General features: G+C 49.7%; 22 protein-coding genes. 16 read left to right on the top strand and 6 right to left on the bottom strand.

The window, feature by feature from the left end; all coding sequences use genetic code 11:
* Positions 1-107 precede the first annotated feature (107 nt).
* The 11 genes from KG631_RS03110 (at position 108) to KG631_RS03060 (ending at position 6947) form a co-directional block, all read left to right on the top strand.
* The gene (locus KG631_RS03110; protein ID WP_213995171.1) at positions 108-1358 is read left to right on the top strand and encodes an HlyD family efflux transporter periplasmic adaptor subunit; all 1251 of its coding nucleotides are present in this window, start codon (positions 108-110) and stop codon (positions 1356-1358) included.
* A 52-nt stretch (positions 1359-1410) separates the two neighbouring features.
* Positions 1411-1581: a class IIb bacteriocin, lactobin A/cerein 7B family gene (locus KG631_RS03105; protein WP_213995170.1), complete on the top strand. Its 171-nt coding sequence runs from the start codon at positions 1411-1413 to the stop codon at positions 1579-1581.
* A 1-nt stretch (position 1582) separates the two neighbouring features.
* Complete coding sequence (locus KG631_RS03100) at positions 1583-1768, top strand: class IIb bacteriocin, lactobin A/cerein 7B family (RefSeq protein WP_213995169.1); 186 nt, start codon at positions 1583-1585, stop codon at positions 1766-1768.
* A 55-nt stretch (positions 1769-1823) separates the two neighbouring features.
* On the top strand, positions 1824-2120 hold the full coding sequence (locus KG631_RS03095; protein ID WP_213995168.1) for a hypothetical protein: 297 nt from the start codon (positions 1824-1826) through the stop codon (positions 2118-2120).
* Positions 2121-4226, top strand: coding sequence for an ABC transporter transmembrane domain-containing protein (locus tag KG631_RS19145; RefSeq protein WP_213995167.1), 2106 nt, complete (start codon positions 2121-2123; stop codon positions 4224-4226).
* 10 nt (positions 4227-4236) lie between these two features.
* On the top strand, positions 4237-4452 hold the full coding sequence (locus KG631_RS03085) for a hypothetical protein (protein ID WP_213995166.1): 216 nt from the start codon (positions 4237-4239) through the stop codon (positions 4450-4452).
* A gap of 9 nt (positions 4453-4461) precedes the next feature.
* On the top strand, positions 4462-5112 hold the full coding sequence (locus KG631_RS03080) for a hypothetical protein (protein ID WP_213995165.1): 651 nt from the start codon (positions 4462-4464) through the stop codon (positions 5110-5112).
* Between the two features lie 172 nt (positions 5113-5284).
* A complete protein-coding gene (gene lepB, locus KG631_RS03075; RefSeq protein WP_213995164.1) occupies positions 5285-5986 on the top strand; it encodes a signal peptidase I in 702 nt (233 codons plus the stop codon).
* A gap of 78 nt (positions 5987-6064) precedes the next feature.
* Positions 6065-6268 carry a hypothetical protein gene (locus tag KG631_RS03070; protein WP_213995163.1) on the top strand — a complete coding sequence of 68 codons (204 nt, stop codon included), beginning with the start codon at positions 6065-6067 and terminating at the stop codon, positions 6266-6268.
* Between the two features lie 16 nt (positions 6269-6284).
* Complete coding sequence (locus KG631_RS03065; RefSeq protein ID WP_213995162.1) at positions 6285-6578, top strand: hypothetical protein; 294 nt, start codon at positions 6285-6287, stop codon at positions 6576-6578.
* Between the two features lie 9 nt (positions 6579-6587).
* Positions 6588-6947: a DUF1496 domain-containing protein gene (locus tag KG631_RS03060; protein WP_213995161.1), complete on the top strand. Its 360-nt coding sequence runs from the start codon at positions 6588-6590 to the stop codon at positions 6945-6947.
* 324 nt (positions 6948-7271) lie between these two features.
* On the opposite strand, the gene KG631_RS03055 is transcribed toward KG631_RS03060, so the two are convergent.
* The 5 genes from KG631_RS03055 to KG631_RS03035 all read right to left on the bottom strand — a co-directional run bounded on the left by KG631_RS03055 (position 7272) and on the right by KG631_RS03035 (position 10987).
* Positions 7272-7796 carry a hypothetical protein gene (locus KG631_RS03055; RefSeq protein ID WP_213995160.1) on the bottom strand — a complete coding sequence of 175 codons (525 nt, stop codon included), beginning with the start codon at positions 7794-7796 and terminating at the stop codon, positions 7272-7274.
* Positions 7797-8007: 211 nt separating this feature from the next.
* The gene (locus KG631_RS03050) at positions 8008-8895 is read right to left on the bottom strand and encodes a LysR substrate-binding domain-containing protein (RefSeq protein WP_213995159.1); all 888 of its coding nucleotides are present in this window, start codon (positions 8893-8895) and stop codon (positions 8008-8010) included.
* A gap of 234 nt (positions 8896-9129) precedes the next feature.
* The gene (locus tag KG631_RS03045; protein WP_213995158.1) at positions 9130-9672 is read right to left on the bottom strand and encodes an acireductone dioxygenase; all 543 of its coding nucleotides are present in this window, start codon (positions 9670-9672) and stop codon (positions 9130-9132) included.
* The gene (gene mtnC / locus KG631_RS03040; RefSeq protein WP_213995157.1) at positions 9669-10352 is read right to left on the bottom strand and encodes an acireductone synthase; all 684 of its coding nucleotides are present in this window, start codon (positions 10350-10352) and stop codon (positions 9669-9671) included. Before mtnC ends, KG631_RS03045 begins: the two co-directional genes overlap by 4 nt.
* A complete protein-coding gene (locus tag KG631_RS03035; protein WP_213995156.1) occupies positions 10349-10987 on the bottom strand; it encodes a methylthioribulose 1-phosphate dehydratase in 639 nt (212 codons plus the stop codon). The genes mtnC and KG631_RS03035 overlap by 4 nt, the downstream gene beginning before the upstream one ends.
* Positions 10988-11078: 91 nt before the next feature.
* Between KG631_RS03035 and KG631_RS03030 the strand changes: the two genes are divergently transcribed.
* From KG631_RS03030 to KG631_RS03010, 5 genes are all read left to right on the top strand, one after another.
* Positions 11079-12266, top strand: a complete 1188-nt coding sequence (locus KG631_RS03030) for a methionine aminotransferase (protein WP_301003556.1) — start codon at positions 11079-11081, stop codon at positions 12264-12266.
* Positions 12254-13033: an amidohydrolase gene (locus tag KG631_RS03025; protein ID WP_213995155.1), complete on the top strand. Its 780-nt coding sequence runs from the start codon at positions 12254-12256 to the stop codon at positions 13031-13033. The genes KG631_RS03030 and KG631_RS03025 overlap by 13 nt, the downstream gene beginning before the upstream one ends.
* Before the next feature lie 79 nt (positions 13034-13112).
* On the top strand, positions 13113-13544 hold the full coding sequence (locus KG631_RS03020; protein ID WP_213995154.1) for a cytidine deaminase: 432 nt from the start codon (positions 13113-13115) through the stop codon (positions 13542-13544).
* A gap of 2 nt (positions 13545-13546) precedes the next feature.
* The gene (gene deoA / locus KG631_RS03015; protein ID WP_213995153.1) at positions 13547-14863 is read left to right on the top strand and encodes a thymidine phosphorylase; all 1317 of its coding nucleotides are present in this window, start codon (positions 13547-13549) and stop codon (positions 14861-14863) included.
* A 70-nt stretch (positions 14864-14933) separates the two neighbouring features.
* Positions 14934-15818 (top strand): hypothetical protein, encoded by an 885-nt coding sequence (locus KG631_RS03010; RefSeq protein ID WP_213995152.1) that lies wholly within the window; start codon positions 14934-14936, stop codon positions 15816-15818.
* On the opposite strand, the gene KG631_RS03005 is transcribed toward KG631_RS03010, so the two are convergent.
* Entirely contained in the window at positions 15765-17060 is a 1296-nt protein-coding gene (locus KG631_RS03005; protein ID WP_213995151.1) for an NAD(P)/FAD-dependent oxidoreductase, read from the bottom strand. The genes KG631_RS03010 and KG631_RS03005 overlap by 54 nt on opposite strands.
* Between the last annotated feature and the right edge of the window lie 80 nt (positions 17061-17140).

The following is a 17140-nucleotide window of genomic DNA, read 5'->3' as shown; positions in this document are numbered from 1 at the left end:
ACAAAAAAGAATATAACAAATTATTGTGTATTCATCGCTTGTTCAGTACTGTCCACCGCATTACAAAGTTTGCAGTATTGTAAACACAATAGAAGTGCGAGGTTGTTGTGGCAGAACAAGGATTGTTTCGCGCTAATGCGGTTAAGCAGCAAAGCGCGCGTTTAGATGGCGATGTTATTATTGCCCAACCGCTTAGCAGCACAGTGCTCACCACTATCTTATTATGTGTGGTAGTAGCCATTATTGTATTCCTTAGTGTTACTTCGTTTAACCGCAAAGAAACCGTTACCGGTTATTTAAAACCCGATATTGGCCTGGCCAAAGTGATGTCATCCCGGGCCGGGGTTATTCAGCAAGTGTTTGTTGAAGACGGCCAACAGGTTAAGGCCGGCGATCGCCTGGCGTTAGTAAGCATTCCCGAGCATTTATCAGCAGGCGGCAGCCTGACCGGCACCTTATTTCAGGGCCTGGTGCAACAAACTGAGCTGGTAAGTCTGCGCAAGCAACAGTTGATTAGTCAGTTTGCCCAGCAAGAGACCGAGTACAACAGCCGCCTTACCTTAAGCGATAACCTGCTAAACGATATTCATGCCCAGCAACAGTTGCTGCAACAGCGGCTATTGCTGAACCAGCAGCGCCAGCAGGATTTTCAGGGGCTACACAAGCGTGGCGCCATTTCCACTAGCGAGTTGCAACAGCAACAAGAACTGGTGCTGAATATTCGCCAGCAGTTGGCCGAACTTAATGCCAATGAACAAAACCACAAAGCCCAGCTAGCCCAACTAAGCGGCCTGTTACAGCGCCTGCCCAGCGAGCGTGAGCAGCAACTGGCTTTACTGGACAGTGATATCTCGCGTCTGGCGCAGCAGCAAACCGAACTTAATGCCCGTGGCGAAATGCTGATTACCGCGCCTATCAGCGGCCGGGTAACCAACTTAATGGCCGAGATAGGCAACAATGTGCAGCCGGGTATACCACTACTGACCATAATGCCCGACAACGCCATGCTTGAGGCGGTGTTATTAGTACCGACCCGCGCCTATGGCTTTGTTATGCCGGGCCAGCGCACCCGTTTACGTTTTGATGCCTTTCCGTACCAGCGTTTTGGTTTGTATGAAGGGGAAGTAATAAAAACGGCGCAGGCTATCGTGCTTCCCAATGAAGTCGATATGCCTGTCGCCGTACAGGAGCCAGTGTACCGTGTTCAGGTAGCACTGGATTCGCAACTGATCCGCGCTTATGGCAACACAGTCCCGCTGCAATCGGGCATGCTGTTAAGCGCAGATATCGTGCTGGAACAACGCAGTCTGTTAGCCTGGTTGTTTGAGCCGATTTTAAGCCTGAAAGGGCGCTTATAGCTCTGAAACAGAGCAAACCTTTAAACTTAAAAGCATCTCAAGGAGAGATAATATGCAAGAGTTAACATTTGAGCAAGTTGAAGAAGTGAATGGTGGCATTTTGCCAGTAGCATGGGCTTTAGTGCTTGCATCCCCCCACGTTGTTGCTGCAACAAAAGCTGCAGCTGTAGTCGCTGTAGGGTGGGCAGGAATGGAAGTGGGCGAAGCATTGGTAGGAGATTAAAATGAAAGAATTAGCATTTGAAGAGCTAGAACAAGTTAATGGTGGCTTTGCCTTTGTACCTGTTTTAATCGGAACTTTCGTAGGTGGTGTAATAGTCGGGGCTGTTGGCAAGATGATCGATAACCGGAATAAAGACGATAACGCGATTACTCCACCGCCTGGCGCAGGCTGTGAACCTACCTGTTAATTAAAGATTTTGGTGCGTTGATATAGCGCACCAAATTAATATTGGAGCATTAAATATGAAATGTCCTAATTGTAAGAATAATGTTGGCTTAAAAATGCGTGTCCCTCTTATGTTCAAAAGCGCTGCTGAATGCCCTTATTGCAAAGCTAAACTTGGAATTAGCAACCGGGCCATGACAAATAGCGCTATCGCTGTAGGCATGTTTGCACTATTAATTACACAAGTACTTTTGGATTTACCCGTACTCAAAGCAGTATTATTTACTTTTTTTGCATATCTGATAGCAAGTCCTTTTTTAAGACTGGCGTTCCCGTTAGAGATAAAAAATGTTAGTAATAAGACTACATTGTAAGTGATTTACCAATCTGAAGCCGCTGAATGTGGCTTGGCCTGTATTGCGATGGTGGCCAATCATCATGGTCATCAGCTGGGCTTAACCACCTTACGTAACCGTTATAGCGTGTCGCTAAAAGGCGCTAGCCTGCAGCAGTTAATGCAGCTGAGCAATCAGTTGGGCTTAACGCCACGGGCGTTAAAGCTGGACTTAGACGACTTAAAAAACCTGCGTACGCCCTGTATTTTGCACTGGGAGATGAACCACTTTGTGGTACTGAAAAAAGTCCATCGCAATGGTATTACCATCCTTGACCCGGCAATGGGTGAACGGCGTTTAACCCTGGCCGAGGTAGATAAAGCCTTTACTGGCGTGGCGCTGGAACTGACACCCAGTAACGAATTTAAAAAAATAGACGAGCGGGTGCGCCTGGGCTTAACCGCGTTCTGGACCAAGGTTCAGGGCTTAATACCGTCGTTGACCAAGCTGTTTATATTATCCCTGCTACTGCAAATATTCTTACTGGCGGCGCCTTATTACACTCAGTTGGTGGTGGATGAAGTGTTAATTAGCCAGGATAAGCCATTGCTGGTGGTGCTGGCGCTGGGCTTTGGTTTAATTATGCTGCTGCGGGTACTTACCCAAACCCTGCGCGGCTGGGTGGTGCTGCATTTGGGCTCGGTGATGAGCGTGCAAATGGCCGCTAACCTGATGCGCCACTTATTGCATTTACCGCTAAGCTATTTTGAAAAACGCCATATGGGCGATGTGGTATCACGCTTTGGCTCACTTAATGCGGTGCGCGAACTGCTGACTAACAGTCTGGTTGAAGGCGTTATTGACGGCATTATGGCCATTACCGTGTTGGTTATGATGTATTTATACAGCCCGCAACTAAGTCTGGTGGTGGGTATTGCGGTGCTGATTTATGGCTTATTGCGCTGGGCGTTATACCGGCCTTTGCATCAGCTCACCGAAGCCAGCATCGTGGCGTCGGCCAAAGAGCAAAGCAACTTTATGGAAACCGTGCGCGGTATGCAAAGTATTAAATTGTTTGGCTTGCAAACTCAGCGCCTTAATATGTGGCAAAACCGCTTTGCCGATGCGGTTAACCAGAACTACCGGCTCGGACGCTGGCAAATCTCCTACGGCACAATTAATCAGTTACTGTTTGGTATTGAAAATGTGTTGGTTGTCTATTTGGCTGCATTAGCAGTGATGGACGGCAACATAACCGTGGGTATGCTTTTTGCTTTTATGGCTTATAAAAACCAGTTTACCGAACGCACTGCCGCGCTAATTGATAAGGTGGTAGAAATAAAGATGACTAAGCTGCACTTAGACCGCTTAGCCGATATCGCCTTAACCGACAAAGAAGATGAGGGCAGTGACAGCGATAACCGCGAATTAACTGGCCAGCTGCAACTTAGCGATATTCGCTTTCGTTATGCCAATAACGACCCGCTGCTGTTTAACGGCCTGAACCTTAACGTAAACGCCGGCGAAAATGTGGCGATTATCGGCCCATCCGGTACCGGCAAAACCAGCTTAATGAAAATTATGCTCGGCCTGATGACAGCCGAGAGCGGCAAGGTCGAGGTGGATGGCGTGGATATCCGCCACTTTGGCTTGCGCAACTACCGTAGCCAGATCGCCGCAGTAATGCAGGATGATCAGCTAATGTCGGGCACCCTGGCTGAAAATATCAGCTTTTTTGATAGCCAAATGGATATGCAGCAGGTAATGGCTTGTGCTCAACTGGCGGGTATTCATCAGGATATTGCCGCCATGCAAATGGGCTATAACAGTCTGGTCGGCGATATGGGCAGTTCGTTATCGGGCGGCCAGAAACAGCGGCTGTTATTAGCACGGGCGCTTTATCGCAAACCGAAAATTTTGTTTATGGATGAAGCCACCAGCCATTTAGATGTGCAGTTGGAGCGCTATGTAAACCAGGCCATTAAACAGTTGAATATGACTCGGATTATCATCGCTCACCGGCCACAAACTATTGTTAATGCCGAGCGCATTATGCAGTTACATAAAGGCCAGCTGCGTGATGTAACTAAGGCGTATAAAGCAAAATTTGGTTTGCCGAAGCCAGTAACGGAACCAGGAGTTTGAGAGGTAATAGATGGCTACTAAAAAAGAGCGACAGCAGTTTGCGTCGGTTAGCGCAATGAAAAAAAATACTGAATCAATTCTTACAGCGCTTTTAGTGGTAGTAATGTTTTTTTCTTTAGATTTTTATTTCCCTGAAATTACTGTTATGGCTAAAGCGTCAATATTGGCGATAAGCGCCTTTGTGGCTTATTTGTCGTTTTCAAAACTGATTTTTGCAAAGCGCTGAGAGATATTTATGAAGATTTTCCGGGTTGCCAGTTTAATAGTTGCCTTAGTATCTTTTAACAGTGCCGGCGAGTGCAAGAAGCCGATAAGTATCGCAAAAATTTGTGAGAAAACAGAAGAGATTACCTATGATGAAGCATCAAACACTGTTTGTTTAAATGGTCTTATCGATCACAGTACACCGCCCTTAGTTGAAAAATTACCAATAGACCGCCAGCGGCCGCTTAATTTGGTGGTCAACAGTGACGGAGGTGTTGTCAATTCGTCCATTGATATTGCCGAGTACCTGGGCGACTACGATATTTATGTGAGTCGCCACTGTATTTCAGCTTGCTCGCAATTTTTGTATATGCAGGCTGCAAACAAGTATGTTATCCATCAGGGTATTGTTGCTATTCATGGCGGCCCGGTACCGGTAAAAGACATTATTGATTTAGATTTTACCGATGAGGTTAAAATTAGCCTGATTAGGGAAAACCTCCGTTTTGAGCAGTTTTACCACGACCGTAATATCAATATGGATATTCTGATTAACCCGCCAGAGCACCTGCATGAGCGACTTGCCGCAGGAGAGATTATTTTCTGGATGCCAGATAAAGCCGAGTTTGAGCAAAATGGCGTGCACAACATCCATTACTGTGAGAGTGAATATGGCAAATAGAGAAGTTGTCTATCCACACTTTTTAAAGAATCTGACAGATGAGTGAAATGGGCGGTCTGATAGCTGGATAAATTGGTAAGAATTCTAACTTATAGCCTTTCTAAGCAACTTGCTTATGGTTAGACAATGAAGTAATTACAGATATATAAATTGTCGGATTTTAGGTTAAAAAATGCATTTCATACCCATACTGCTATTCGTTTTACTATTTTCTGCTTTTCGCGTATTTGAGTTGGGCGACTCGCTGACGGGTATTGCTAGCTGGTTTATTACTGCTATATCGCTGATTATTGGTTGCGGTTTATGGTATTGGCGGGTTAAAGGCTTAAAAGCTGGCATGTTGCTAAGCGGTTTAATGTTGCTTAGCACCTTTATATGCTTGCGATTTACCCTTTGGTCTGGTTACAGCGTAAGTATCGCAGACTCCACGTCAAATATACCGACGATCCGGCCGGGAGATGTTGCGATTAATAAGTGGTTTAATTTATCGCTGCAACCTGGCGACATGGTAGGTGTAGACGTTGATGGCAAGCATTATCGCAAGCGCGTGCATGGCGTACCGGGTGATGTCATCGATATTTGTGACAATACTGTTTATGTTAATGGCTGGCATTACAGCGCCGCCAATGATTGGTTGGGGCTGGCAAAAAGTGAAACCCGAAGCTGCTTTAACCGTCGCGACAACCTAACTCTGGCAGAGGATGAGTATTTTTTACTGGGTGACAATTCGGCGAACAGTTTTGACTCCCGCAGCTATGGTTCGGTATCCGCTTCCGCTATTTTCGCTAATTCGTTGTATTTGCTGGTGCAGAATAGGTCCGACAATGTCGTGCCGTTAAAAAAACAATTTAGAATTCCAGAACTGGCTGATTAACAGCGAAGAATTTTGCCAGTAATGCTATGAAAATTTCCGGACGTCAATTCTTAGTAGGATGGTATAGGTGAGGATAAAATGGCGTTTCTGACTCTGATCTCTATTGTAGTCGTGGTTAATATCACCCTGGCATTTGTGGTCAAAAAGTCATTTGGCTTAACATTGTTTGAAGCCTGGCCAACCTATAAGAGTGAATGGAAAAATATACTTGCCGCGATGGTTCCGGTCGCGTTGTGGGTTGTAGGTATGGCAAGTTCGTATTTTATTTATGCTTTATTTTAAGCCCCACTGAGATTTTATGTTGCTAACACTAATTACACTGCTTGCTGCTGCCGAGCCAGAGCTGCCAATTACCAGAGTGGTTTCTGGCAAAATGCATACTGTACTTAACCAGAATGTCAGGCTTAGCAAAGAGCTAAAAAGCTTTGTGATAACACCCTGCAGCTTTGCGGTAAAACCGGCTGCACAAAATACAAAGGGAGTCGAAATTAGTTTTAGCGGCCGGGTTTTTTATGCTGATAGCTTTACCGTGAAACAGATAAGTGAAGCTAAGTGCGAGATCAGTTTAACAAATGGTAGTAGTGATAAATAAGGGGTTTGCATGAGTCGTTCATTTTTATGGATATTAGTAAGTGCTTTTGGCAGTGGCCAGGTGCTTGCCACACAGGAACAGAAAGACCCCGAGCATAGCGATAAATATTGCTACGTAGCTGAAAAAGCATATTCAATGGGCGCAAGGTTCGGCCACCAAGATAAAATATTGCAATGCCTGCCAGACGCGTCGGGCGTTTTAGCTTGGCATGAATTAAATGCAAAGGGAGAACGTTTGAAAGTGGCGCTTAATGACCTGGCGAGCTCCTATGAAAACTGGAAAAACGCTAATAAAGCCATTGATATCTGTGCCAGCGGAAATGTGAAGTATATCAAGACCGACAATATGGAAGTGACTTGTAAGGATTAAACATGCGTTCACATTCAATTAGTCTGCTCAGGAACGGATAGTTGGTTATAACAAATAGCGTTGCTTCGGGTTTGGATTGGCATGGACATCAAGGGTGCGGAATTAGCGGCGCCTTCAGCCAGACATTTTTTGGCTTGTAAATTTGTCCAGTGTTAAAGGGGAAGTGCTTTACAAGTTCGGTTCAAGATACGGCGCTAACAGCATTTTTCTCGAAACAAGTTTTAAGTCCGAATAAAAAAAGCCCGGTTAAATTAACCGGGCAAAGGACGAGGGTAAAACGGGGTAAAACTTGTTACAGTTAAAACAGGTTTTGCATATAACGGCTTATTCCGCGCTGTTATAGGCAATTTGGTTAGTTTCAACGCCGTTGATATCGGCGGTTAAGCGGGCCAGGTTGTGCTGGTTAATATCGTTGTTTTGTAACGATACTGCGCGCTTAAAATCTTCCAGTGCAGCTACCCGGTTGTTAGCCAGAACATGCATTACACCGCGGTTGCTGTAAGCCAGGGCGCGCATTTCGCGCTTGGCATCAGTTGGCAGTGCCTGCGAGCTTTGCGCCAGGCTTACTGCTTTGCTGCACGCGCTTTGCGCCTGGTCAAGCTGGCTTAAGCGGCTGTACGCTACGCACAGGCTCATTTGTAATGAAAAGCTGTCTACTTCAGCACCGCGATAGTTGGTTACTTCGCTGATGCCTTGCTGCAACTGACCTGCCTGAATGGTAGTAACGCCCGGGGTGTCTTCAATTAACACCATTTTGTAACCATTGCTCGCAGCTGAAGCGAGAAATGGACTTGAGGCCAGCACGCTCAGTGCCACGGCAGTAGCAAATTTTTTGGCTGTGAATGTCATGTCGTATTCTCCCTTGGTTTAAATTTGGGTCACCGGCCTTTCGTAGTGAAAGTTTTTGTGGCGACAGGGATACTTTAGCCAGTAGCAACTGGTCTGACAAACGAGATAAATCACACCGATAGGTTAAGAAAATTCACTTATGCTTCGCGCTAAACCCCCAGCAACTGTCATAAAACACTGCTATGCCACTGTTGTTCACCGCAGCTGGTTTTCAGCCGTTGGCAGGCTGAAAACTTTTTAACACCCAGTCAATTAACAACTGAATTTCCGGCCGGTTAGCATCGTCATCGTGGCGCACTAAGTAGTAACGATCGCGGCTTAACAGCTCCTGCTCAAACAGCCTTACAAGGCTGCCGCTACTAAACCAGCTCTGGCTGATAGGTAGCGGAATAAGGGCTACACCTAAGCCCTGCTGGGCTGCGCGGGCAACGCTGAACATACTGTCGAGCTGAATAATTTGCTTTGGTTTAAAGTTATGGTAGCCAACATGCTCGGCCCACTGGTGCCAGGCATGGGGCCGGGCCTGGTGCAGAATTAGCGGGGTTTTCTCCAGTGCCCGGTAGCTTTTACCATGAATTTGCTCATACAGTTTTGGGTTGCAGGCCGGGACATAGCTAATCGGGAAGAGATCATAGGCCTGCATTTCCTCCGGCTTTTTGCCGGACAAGATAATCGATAAATCGGTGTATTTCGGGCTGTCGCGCCGTGACTTTACTGTTTCCAGTTTTAAATTAATCGTCGGGTATTGCGCCGACCAGCCAATTAATTTCGGCACAAACAATTCGCTGGCAAAAAATTCCGGCATCGAAATGCTGACTTCCTGCATCCGCTCTACCTGGCTGAACTGGGCAATGGTATCGGCCAGCTGGGCCAACAGTGGCTGCACTTCCTGATAAAAGCGCTTGCCGGTTTCCGTTAAGGCAATAGCGCGGGTTTTGCGCTCAAATAAACTGAGGTTTAAGTTATCTTCCAGCTGTTTAATCTGGTGGCTTACTGCCGACGGTGTTAAATACAGCTGCTTGGCGGTTTCTTTAAAACTTAAACACTCGGCAGCTACGCAAAAACAGCGCAAGCCACGAAGTGGCGTGTGAATAGTCATAGTTGGTAATACCTGGTGTCTGATACAGGCTAGTATATAAGGCCTATTATACTAGCCTGGGATGACAAATTGACTGCAAAAGTTAAACCACTTTTCTCTGCACGCTAAAGCAATGCTAAAACAATAGCATAGCGTGAAAAGGCTGGCGCGGTGGTGATTGTTTGCACCAGCCTGAAGCAGCTTATGCAGCGGCTACGGGCAATAGCCGCTTAACGCCGCAGCAACTGGCGACTGTCAGGTTAATAACGGGTAGCGGCTGGCAATATCACTGCCGGTAAAGTGAGCGACCCAGCCCTCGGGGTTATTAAATAAGCGGATCGCGGTAAAGTCTGGCTCACTGCCCATATCAAACCAGTGCGGCGTGTTGGCCGGTACGCTGATTAAATCATGTTGCTGACACAATACCTGATACACCTTGCTGCCGATATGCAGGCAAAACAGGCCCTGGCCACGGACAAAAAACCGCACTTCATCTTCGCTGTGGGTATGCTCAGCCAGAAATTTCTGGCGTAACGTCTGTTTATCCGGATGGCCCGGACTTAACGAAATAACATCCACCGTAACATAGCCATCGGCTGCTTTTAATTGCTCGATATCGTGATGATACGCTGCCAGAATTTGCTCCGGGCGGCTATCTGCAGTAACTGGCGCCCTGGCTTGCCACTTTGCAAACTGCACGCCGGCTGCCTGCAGCTGCTGCTGAATAACGGTTGCATTAGTGCTGTCGAGCAATACCTGCTCGGGGTTAGTGTCGTTAAATACCGTTAAGCGGCTCATGGCATTACCTCCTGCACCTGATAAAAGTCGTGGGCGGTTTTATGCTTACCCATACTCTGGCCTTCCCGGATAAGCTGCACCGTATCAATACCCAGCTGGCAGGCGGCATCCAGTTCCGCTGTGACATCAGATAAAAACAACACCTGGCGCGGTGGCATTTGCAGCTGTTGTAAAATGGCAGCATAGGCGGAGACTTCGCGCTTGGCGCCGATGCGGGTGTCGAAATAGCCGGTGAACAGCGGCGTTAAATCGCCAAAATCGCTGTGTTTGAATAGCAGTTGCTGCGCCGCGACCGAGCCGGAGCTGTAGACGAAGAGCTTAATGCCCTGGCGGTGCCAGTCGGCTAGTTTGGCTGCAACGTCCGGATAAACATGGCCGGTAAAAGCGCCACTCTGGTAGCCGTCGGCCCAGACCATGCCCTGCAGGGTTTTCAGTGGCGTTACTTTCTGATCAGCTGCCAGCCAGTTCAGTAATTGTGCTATGCAGCGCTCGGTATCGGCTGCTGGCTCGCCCAGCAGCTTACGTACTTCATGCAGTTCAGTCGCCACGGCGGGATCCTGTTGCTGCGCCCGGATAAATGCCGGTAGATGTTTTGCAGCATAAGGAAACAGCACCTCGGTGACAAAGCTGATGCGACTGGTGGTGCCTTCAATATCGGTAATAATGGCGGTGTAATTCACGGCAGGCCTGCAATTTTAAAACGTTCCAGCTCGCAGTTTATAAGAAACTCCCAGCCTTCTAAATGCCTTTTTGCCTGTTCCAGGCTGTTACCCCAGACATAGAGGCCATGGCCGCGCACCAGTAACCCATATTGCAGCGGTTGCTTGTGCCAGCGCTGTGCAACCTCGGCGGCCAGCGCCGGGATATCCTGAGTGTTATCAAAAATGGCCAGAGGCAGCAGCTGCTCGTGGCTACTGATACCGCTAATGGCTTTTTGCATTTCATAGCCGGCAAACAGGTAGTTATCCTGAGTGAATAGCCTGGAAAATACCGTGGCCTGCACCGAGTGGGTATGCAACACCGCTTTAGTGGCCGGGTTTAGCTGGTACAGCATGGCATGCAATGCTGTTTCAGCCGAGGGCGTGCCGCTGCAACTGAGCTGCTGGCCTTGCCAGCTAACCGGCAATAAGTCTTGCGGGCTGAGCTCACCTTTCTCTTTCCCTGAGGCAGTTACCAGCGCGCTGTTATCGCCGCTGCGGATGGAAAAGTTACCGCCGGTAGCCGGTACCCACTGCCGGTTGGCTACCCAGCGGCCCAGTGCGCAGAGCGCGATGGCATTGGGATTGAGTTGATGTAGCTGCGCAGTACTATTCATAAAAGCCCGTCATAAAAATCTGCTCTTGTTACATAAAACGTCGATAGCTAAACGTTTAACCATTTAGATGTCTATACACAAAACAGGCTGAATGATAGCATTCACGCTGGTTTTGGCAACTTTTTCTGAGCATATGGCCTTACAATCGAAACTACCCAAGCTGGGCAGCAGCATTTTCAGCCAGATGAGTCAGCTGGCGGCGGAGCAGCAAGCCATTAATTTATCGCAGGGGTTTCCGGATTTTGCCCCGGATAACTATCTGTTGCAGCGACTTAGTTACCATAGTCGGCATGGTGCTAACCAATATGCGCCAATGCCGGGTATTTTGCCGTTACGCCAGCAAATTGCTGAGCTGGTGCAGCGTTGTTACCGGCGCGGCATTAACCCCGATAATGAGATCACTGTTACCTCCGGGGCAACAGAGGCATTATTTGTGGCGATACAGGCGTTAGTGCAGCCCGGTGATGAAGTGATTGTGTTTGACCCGGCTTACGATAGCTATGCACCGGCGGTAAAGTTAGCTGGTGGCAGCACGGTACATCTGAACCTGCTGGCGCCACAATTCAGGGTAGACTGGCAGCAGGTAGCAGCGGCCATAAACCCGCGCACTAAATTGATTATTGTTAACAGCCCGCACAACCCGACCGCCACGGTATTCAGTGATGCCGACTGGCAGGCCTTGCAGCAGCTAGTATGTCAGCATGGTTTGTATTGCCTTAGCGATGAAGTGTATGAGCATATGGTGTTTGACGGCGCGCCGCAGTTAAGTGCCCACTGTTATCCGGCACTGGCGGAACGCAGTTTTATCGTCTCGTCTTTTGGTAAAACCTTTCATGTTACCGGCTGGAAGTTGGGTTATTGCATTGCGCCGCCAGCGTTAAGTGCGGAGTTTCGGAAAATTCATCAGTATGTGACCTTTTCCAGCTTTACCCCGGCCCAATATGCCATTACCGATATGCTGGCAATGCAGCCGGAGCAGGTTAGCGGCCTGGCCGCGTTTTACCGCCAGAAGCGCGACCAGTTTGTCAGTGCGCTTAGCAGCAGTCGTTTGCAGTTGTTACCCAGTGCAGCAACCTATTTTCAACTGGCAGACTACAGGGCAATAAGTGATATGGCCGATGTCGAGTTTTGCCGCTGGTTAACCATTGAACATAAAGTTGCCGCTATCCCGCTCAGTGTGTTTTATCAACAAACCGGCGATGCCCGGCTGATCCGCTTTTGTTTTGCCAAAACGCCGGCAACCTTAAACCAGGCCGCGGAGATATTATGTCAGCTATAAAAGTCAGCCTGCTGCAAACTGAACTGTACTGGCAGGATAGTGCGGCTAATCTGGCCCATTTCAGCACGCTGTTAGCTGGGTTACCGCCTACCGATTTAGTGGTGCTGCCGGAAATGTTTAGCAGCGGTTTTAGTATGCAAAGTGCTGAAATCGCTGAAGCTGAGCCGGGCCCGGGTCTGGCCTTTTTAATTGACCAGGCAAAAGCGTTAAACGCCGCGATAACCGGCTCGTTGGCGGTAAAGATAGCCGACGGCGCCTATGTAAACCGGCTGTATTTTGTCACGCCGGATGGTGCGGTTAGCTACTACGATAAAAAACACCTGTTCCGGATGACCGGCGAGCATCAGGCCTATCAGGCGGGACAACAGCGGGTTATCGTGCGCTGGCGCGGTATGCGCTTTTGCCTGCAGGTCTGTTACGACCTGCGCTTCCCGGTATTCAGCCGCAATTTGAATGACTATGATGTGCTGATTTATGTCGCAAACTGGCCGGCAGCGCGCCGCTACGCCTGGACCAGCCTGTTAGTAGCCCGGGCCATTGAGAATCAGGCTTTTGTGCTGGGTGTGAACCGCGTCGGTCAGGACGGTAATGACGTCCACTACAGCGGCGACAGTGTGGTGATCGATTATCAGGGCCAGTTACTGGCGGGCCTTCCTAAAGGAGAAGCCGGCGTGCTGCAGGCCACGCTGGATGGCAGCGCACTGGCGCAATACCGCCAGGCGTTTCCGGCACATTTAGATGCAGATGTGTTTACCTTGAAAAACTAACATCAGATTAACTAACAAGCTTGACCTGCAGCGGTTTCGCGGCAACACTGTACGGCCGTAATTAAGCAGGTTATTCCGCGTGACAGCAATTAATTGGGCAGCACTGAATGCTGCCGCCAAAGCGGCCTCAGAGCAGGCCTATGCACCCTATAGTCAGTTCCCGGTTGGCGTGGCTATCCAGGCCGAGAGTGGCAAAATTTATGCCGGTTGTAATGTCGAAAACGCCTCTTATGGCGGCACCGTGTGCGCCGAACGTAATGCCATAGCCGCGGCAGTGGTGGCTGGCGAGCGCAAGTTCGTTGCCTTACTGGTGTACACGCCACAAAGTAAACTAACCCCGCCCTGTGGTATTTGCCGCCAGGTGATTGCCGAGTTTTTTATGCCAGAAGCCCCGATTGCCAGCAGTAACCATTTAGGCCAGCAGCAAAGCTGGAGCCTGCAGCAATTGCTGCCCGATGCCTTTACCCCAACTTATCTGGCTGCCAGCGAAAAAATCAGTAAGGACAGTTAATCATGGCCATTCCACAGGAAATTATTAAAACCAAACGTAACGGTAAACCGTTAAGCCATGCTGAAATTCGTCAGTTTGTGCAAGGCTTAACCGATGACAGCTTCAGTGACAGCCAGGCAGCCGCGCTGGCAATGGCGATTTACTTAAATGGCATGGCGGTCAGTGAAATTGTCGAGCTGACTCTGGCGATGCGCGATTCCGGCACCGTGCTGAACTGGCAGGGCAGGCTGAACGGCCCGGTGGTGGATAAACACAGCACCGGTGGCGTGGGCGATAAAGTGACCCTGATGCTGGCACCTATGGTGGCGGCTTGTGGTGCTTTTATGCCAAGTATTGCTGGCCGCGGCCTGGGCCATACCGGCGGCACGGTTGATAAACTGGAAAGTATTCCGGGCTACAGCTGTACCCAAAGCCTCAGCCGGATTGAGCAGCTGTTGCCGCAGCTCGGTTGCGTGATAGTTGGCCAGAGCAGCGAACTGGCACCTGCCGACCGCCGCTTGTATGGCATTCGCGATGTCACCGCGACAGTAGAGTCGATTCCGCTGATTACCGCCTCCATTTTGTCGAAAAAGTTATCTGAGGGCCTGGATGCGCTGGTGATGGATGTCAAAGTGGGCAATGGCGCTATTATGGCCACCGCTGAGGATGCCAGTGCGCTGGCCACCAGCATTGTTAACACCGCCACCGGCGCTGGCGTGGCCACCCGCGCCTTAATTACCGATATGAACCAGATTTTAGGTAGCACAGCCGGTAATGCCCTGGAAGTAATAGAAACCCTTGATTACCTGAGCGGTAAGTACCGCGAGCCGCGGTTGCATCAGCTGACCCTGGAGCTGGGTGCCAATATGTTAATGCTCGGTGGCCTGCATTCAGATAAAGCCGCGGCAATTAATGCCCTGGAGCACAGCCTGAGTTCCGGTAAAGCCGCGGAAATATTCAGCAAAATGGTGGCGGAGCTGGGTGGCCCGGCCGATTTACTGGAAAAACCACAGCAGTATTTAGCCAGCGCACCGGTGGTGCAGGATATTATTGCGCCTCAGAGTGGTTATCTGAGTTATAACAATACCGTTGGCCTGGGTATGGCCGTGGTGCGTTTAGGTGGCGGCCGCTCGCACCCCAGCCAGCAAATTGACCCGGCTGTCGGATTTAGCGATATCCTCAGTAACGGCAGCAAGGTACAACAGGGTGACCGGCTTGCGACTGTGCATGCCGCCAGCACCGAGGCTGCTGCTATTGCCTGTCAGGAATATCTGGCGGCACTGACAGTTACGCCGGAAAATGCGGAACGGTTACCCCTGGTACATCATACTATTGGTTAAACCTGAATAAGGGATTGGCATTTGGTCCCGTTATTGGCTAAAGTTAAATCGGTTAATATCGGGGCTACTTATGTTACTAAGAGGTTTATTTTTGCTGCTGGCGTTCGGCGCTCAGGCTAAGCCTCAGCTTAACTGGTTGCAGACCGACTGGCCACCACATCAGATTATCAATGGCCCCTATCAGGGCCAGGGTACGTTTGATTTATTACATCAGCAAATAACGACCTTAATGCCTGAGTTTAATCATCAGTCACGGCTGGTCAGCCTGGCCAAACTGGAACAGGTGTTTATTGACGCTGAAACTGCTAATTGTACCGTTGGTACCTTATATTCAGAGCAGCGCGCGGGCAACCGGCTGTTTTCCAGACCCATGGCGGTAGGGCCTGCACTGGCTGTTGGCTTTCTCGCTGGTCGTCTTAGTGAGCATCAGGCTAATCAGCCTGATGGCGTGGTAATTGAAAAGCTGACGCAGGACCCGGCATTAACCGGGGTGTACCAACCCAACCGGTTTTATCCCGAACCGGTATTGAAGGTGCTGCAGCAAGCAGGCAGTAACCTTAGCAGTTATTCGTTAAGTGGTGATGTAAATGCAGCGGCGTTGCTGCTCAGCGGCAGGGTAGATTACGTAGTCGAGTATCCGGAGCGAATGGAGTATTTCAACCAGTTACTGCCGGTAGCGGCGACTCTGGAGCACCGTGCTATTGTTAATGCCAATATCGCCAGTGTGTCCCATGTAACCTGCACCAACGATGCTGTAGGCCAGGCAGCAATTGCGGTGATAGATCGGCTATTACCAGAGCTATGGCAACAACAGTCTTATATTGAGGCGATGCAGCGCTGGCTTGATGACAGTGCCCGGCGCAGGCTGAGCACTGACATCAACCAGTTACAGCAGAACGCGTTAATGCAGTTTAAGTCGTGGCCGGACAATGCGATTAATGCGCGCGACCAGTGAGATCACCAGCATTTTCAGCCAGCCATGCAGCGCAACCTGATGCATCCGGTATAACGAAATATACGCCAAGCGGGCTATCCGGCCTTCGATCATCATAGCGCCGCCTACCAGATTGCCCATTAAGCTGCCTACGGTACCAAAGCGGCTTAATGAGATTAACGAGCCGTGATCTTTATACTGGAACTCCCGTAGCGGTTTACTATTGAGGGTAGCGATAAGATTAGCGGCTACCAGGCTGGCCATCTGATGCGCTGACTGGGCCCGCGGAGGGACCCATTTGCCGTCAGGTAGCGGACAAGCCGCACAATCACCGATCACATAGATACTGGCGTCGCGGCTGCTTTGCAGCGTGGCCTTAACCAGCAGCTGATTAAGACGGTTTGTTTCCAGCCCGGCTAAATCAGCCATAAAATCCGGCGCCTTAATCCCGGCTGCCCAGACCATTAACTCAGCGTCAAGATGCTGGTCGCCCAGTTGCAAACCCTGACTGTCAGCGGCCGTAACCCGGGTATTAACCCGGACATCTACCCCGAGTTTCTGTAGCTCTTTTAAAGCCGCATTCGCCATCCGTTCCGGCAGGGCCGGCAGAATACGCGGCCCGGCCTCAACCAGATGAATGTTCAGCCGTTCAGAGCGTAAATCGGCAAAGCCATACAGGTTCAGCTCTGCCGCAGCGTGATAAAGCTCTGCAGCCAGTTCTACCCCGGTTGCGCCGGCCCCGACAATGGCAATATTCAGTTTGTCTTTCGGATGTTCAGGCGAATTCAGCTTCAGATAGGCATCGAGTAAACGTCGCTGAAAACGATGAGCCTGGCCCGGGCTGTCCAGAAAAATACAGTGTTCTGCCACGCCCGGGGTATTAAAGTGATTGGAAATACTGCCAATGGCCAGCACCAGATAGTCGTAGCTCAGCTCGCGTTCTGGCAATAGTTGCTCGCCATCACCTGAGGCAATGGCAGCCAGGGTCACCGTGCGTTGCTCGCGGTTTAATCCGGTAAAGTTACCCAGCTGAAACTCAAAGTGGTGGCTGGCAGCGTGGGCCCGGTAGCTGAGTTGATCAATTTCAACATCAAGCGTACCAGTGGCCACTTCGTGCAGCAGCGGCTTCCAGATATGAGTATGATTGCGGTCGACCAGAGTGATGTGGGCGCGTTTTTTCCGGCCCAGTTTGTTACCTAGCCGGGTAGCCAGTTCCAGGCCACCGGCGCCACCGCCAACAACTACGATGCGAGGGGGGATCATGTTACGCTTTCCTTCCGTTATTTCTAAATCGGGTAGTGCTTGTCAGCCATAAAAAAACCGGCGCGGGGGCCGGTTTCAGG

The organism is Arsukibacterium sp. (genome assembly GCF_018402695.1).
Lineage (GTDB): Bacteria > Pseudomonadota > Gammaproteobacteria > Enterobacterales > Alteromonadaceae > Alishewanella.
The sequence above is the reverse complement of the archived record's forward strand: the minus strand, read 5'-3'. Positions and strand labels throughout refer to the sequence as shown.

What these genes read in the sequence shown, in the direction of transcription:
- KG631_RS03105 (WP_213995170.1), top strand. Translation starts at nt 1,411, where the DNA reads ATGCAAGAGTTAACATTTGAGCAAGTTGAAGAAGTGAATGGTGGCATT.
- KG631_RS03100 (WP_213995169.1), top strand. Translation starts at nt 1,583, where the DNA reads ATGAAAGAATTAGCATTTGAAGAGCTAGAACAAGTTAATGGTGGCTTT.
- KG631_RS03095 (WP_213995168.1), top strand. Translation starts at nt 1,824, where the DNA reads ATGAAATGTCCTAATTGTAAGAATAATGTTGGCTTAAAAATGCGTGTC.
- KG631_RS03085 (WP_213995166.1), top strand. Translation starts at nt 4,237, where the DNA reads ATGGCTACTAAAAAAGAGCGACAGCAGTTTGCGTCGGTTAGCGCAATG.
- KG631_RS03080 (WP_213995165.1), top strand. Translation starts at nt 4,462, where the DNA reads ATGAAGATTTTCCGGGTTGCCAGTTTAATAGTTGCCTTAGTATCTTTT.
- lepB (WP_213995164.1), top strand. Translation starts at nt 5,285, where the DNA reads ATGCATTTCATACCCATACTGCTATTCGTTTTACTATTTTCTGCTTTT.
- KG631_RS03070 (WP_213995163.1), top strand. Translation starts at nt 6,065, where the DNA reads ATGGCGTTTCTGACTCTGATCTCTATTGTAGTCGTGGTTAATATCACC.
- KG631_RS03065 (WP_213995162.1), top strand. Translation starts at nt 6,285, where the DNA reads ATGTTGCTAACACTAATTACACTGCTTGCTGCTGCCGAGCCAGAGCTG.
- KG631_RS03060 (WP_213995161.1), top strand. Translation starts at nt 6,588, where the DNA reads ATGAGTCGTTCATTTTTATGGATATTAGTAAGTGCTTTTGGCAGTGGC.
- KG631_RS03055 (WP_213995160.1), bottom strand. Translation starts at nt 7,796, where the DNA reads ATGACATTCACAGCCAAAAAATTTGCTACTGCCGTGGCACTGAGCGTG.
- KG631_RS03050 (WP_213995159.1), bottom strand. Translation starts at nt 8,895, where the DNA reads ATGACTATTCACACGCCACTTCGTGGCTTGCGCTGTTTTTGCGTAGCT.
- KG631_RS03045 (WP_213995158.1), bottom strand. Translation starts at nt 9,672, where the DNA reads ATGAGCCGCTTAACGGTATTTAACGACACTAACCCCGAGCAGGTATTG.
- KG631_RS03035 (WP_213995156.1), bottom strand. Translation starts at nt 10,987, where the DNA reads ATGAATAGTACTGCGCAGCTACATCAACTCAATCCCAATGCCATCGCG.
- KG631_RS03030 (WP_301003556.1), top strand. Translation starts at nt 11,079, where the DNA reads ATGATAGCATTCACGCTGGTTTTGGCAACTTTTTCTGAGCATATGGCC.
- KG631_RS03025 (WP_213995155.1), top strand. Translation starts at nt 12,254, where the DNA reads ATGTCAGCTATAAAAGTCAGCCTGCTGCAAACTGAACTGTACTGGCAG.
- deoA (WP_213995153.1), top strand. Translation starts at nt 13,547, where the DNA reads ATGGCCATTCCACAGGAAATTATTAAAACCAAACGTAACGGTAAACCG.
- KG631_RS03010 (WP_213995152.1), top strand. Translation starts at nt 14,934, where the DNA reads ATGTTACTAAGAGGTTTATTTTTGCTGCTGGCGTTCGGCGCTCAGGCT.
- KG631_RS03005 (WP_213995151.1), bottom strand. Translation starts at nt 17,060, where the DNA reads ATGATCCCCCCTCGCATCGTAGTTGTTGGCGGTGGCGCCGGTGGCCTG.